At 60.7% G+C, this 1,699-nt stretch carries 2 protein-coding genes; both read right to left on the bottom strand.

Features of this window, described 5'->3' with window-relative positions:
• Positions 1-147: 147 nt before the first annotated feature.
• Positions 148-711 carry a sensor histidine kinase gene (locus L8K25_RS22515; protein ID WP_242141257.1) on the bottom strand — a complete coding sequence of 188 codons (564 nt, stop codon included), beginning with the start codon at positions 709-711 and terminating at the stop codon, positions 148-150.
• Positions 708-1,397: a Crp/Fnr family transcriptional regulator gene (locus L8K25_RS22510; protein WP_242141256.1), complete on the bottom strand. Its 690-nt coding sequence runs from the start codon at positions 1,395-1,397 to the stop codon at positions 708-710. Before L8K25_RS22510 ends, L8K25_RS22515 begins: the two co-directional genes overlap by 4 nt.
• Between the last annotated feature and the right edge of the window lie 302 nt (positions 1,398-1,699).

The raw sequence follows: 1,699 nt of genomic DNA, 5'->3' as shown, positions 1-1,699 counted from the left end.
TGCCTTTAGACTGTAGGATGTGTTGCTAGCTGTCACCCGGGCGCTACCACTAACTGTTGACCGGAACCCTGATCTCGAAGCATTTTGACCCGTTCGCCGGAAGGATCACGAGTCCACCGATCGACTCCATCAATCGCCGCACCAGGCCTAGCCCGAGCCCGCCGCTGCGCCGAACGCCAAGCTCGGGAAAGGGAAGCCCATCGTCATCGACAACGATCGCAAGATGGCGACTGTCATGTTGCCGAACCGAATGGAGATGCAACCCGGACGATCACATGCGAAAGCATGTTTGATCGCGTTCGTCGCTAGCTCGTTGACGATCAGCGCCAGGGTGGTGATCTGCACTGGCGATAAGCCGCTGGTGCTTGGCGCAACGTCGAGCAAAACAAGGATTGAGCGGGGCTCGGCCTGACTATGCAGCGCCTCGCAGACATGGCGTAGCGCTGCCTCCAGCGTCGGCTGTCGCTCGTGCTGAAGCGACACGCGCGCGCACGCAAGCACCGCGACCCGCTCCATCGCATCAGTCAGCGCCTGGCGCGTTTCCGTGCTCTCCGCGCGGCGGCTCTGGAACGCAAGCAGGCTGACGACAAGCTGAAGGTCGTTGCTGCAACGGTGGTGGGTTTCGCCCAACCGCAGATCGTCTTCCAGGGCCAAGGCCCGGTAGGAAGGCGAAGCGGTGTTGAGTGTGGAAGCCATGTCGGTATCAGTCACAGCGACAGCCCGGTATGTGGCACCGGCTGATAGCGATCGTCCCTGCGAGTCGCGCGAGGATAAGCCGGATCGCCATCGTCATGGAGATAAGACGGCTTGAAGTCGCCGATACGGCAAAGCGCGTCCATTTTGACGATCGTCACTGCGCAGTTTCCGGTCTCGATCAAACCCTCGGCGCGGAGCTGCTGACTGGTGCGATTGACATGGACCGAAGTTAGCCCGAGCACACCGGCAATATGCTCCTGGGTGAGCGGCAAGTCGAAGCGGCCGTGGCTATCAGCCGAGTCGAGCCACACGCTCAGTTCACAGAACAGATGCGCGAGTCGCTGCTTTGCGGACTGGCGGCCAAGGCATAGCGCCCATTGGCTCAGTATCGCATTCTCGGCAAACGCCAGCCACGTGAGCGTTTTGATCATACCGGCGTGCTGGTCGGCAAGCGCCAGGAGCCGGTCGCGCGGGTTGGTCAGCACCTCCGCGGCTGAGACCAGGCGAACCCCATACGTCAGGCGGTCGAACAGGAACGAGTCTAGATTGGCGATGTCGCCGTGAACAAGCAGGGCCATGATCTGCCGCGCGCCATCGCGCGTGGTCTTGTAGCGGCAGGCCCAGCCACCGCTCACAATATGGAAGTGATCGGTTGGCTCGCCTTCGCGCATCAGCTCTTGGCCGGTCTGCCCGATCGCCATGACTGCACGTTCTCCAGCGCGTGTCGCTCTTCGTTTGAAAGGTAAGGCAAGCTGATCAATCGCGAACCGGCAGGCGAATGACGAGACGACCGCTGGCCCGCGTGCGATGCTTGTGGCTGCAGGTCTTCAAGCACGTTCAAGTTTTTCAGGAGATTCTAATTCAGCAATGCGCTGCAGATAGGCCTCGGCGAGCATAAAGTGAGGCCTTACCACTTCAGGTCGGTTCGCGTGCTGTGCGCGCTCCAGCTCGGTTTCAGCGCGCTGCCGATAATAGGAGATATCATCTTCGGTCATGATTCGAC

Source organism: Sphingomonas sp. TREG-RG-20F-R18-01 (assembly GCF_022662475.1).
Lineage (GTDB): Bacteria > Pseudomonadota > Alphaproteobacteria > Sphingomonadales > Sphingomonadaceae > Sphingomonas.
This window is presented reverse-complemented; position numbering and strand designations above follow the sequence as displayed.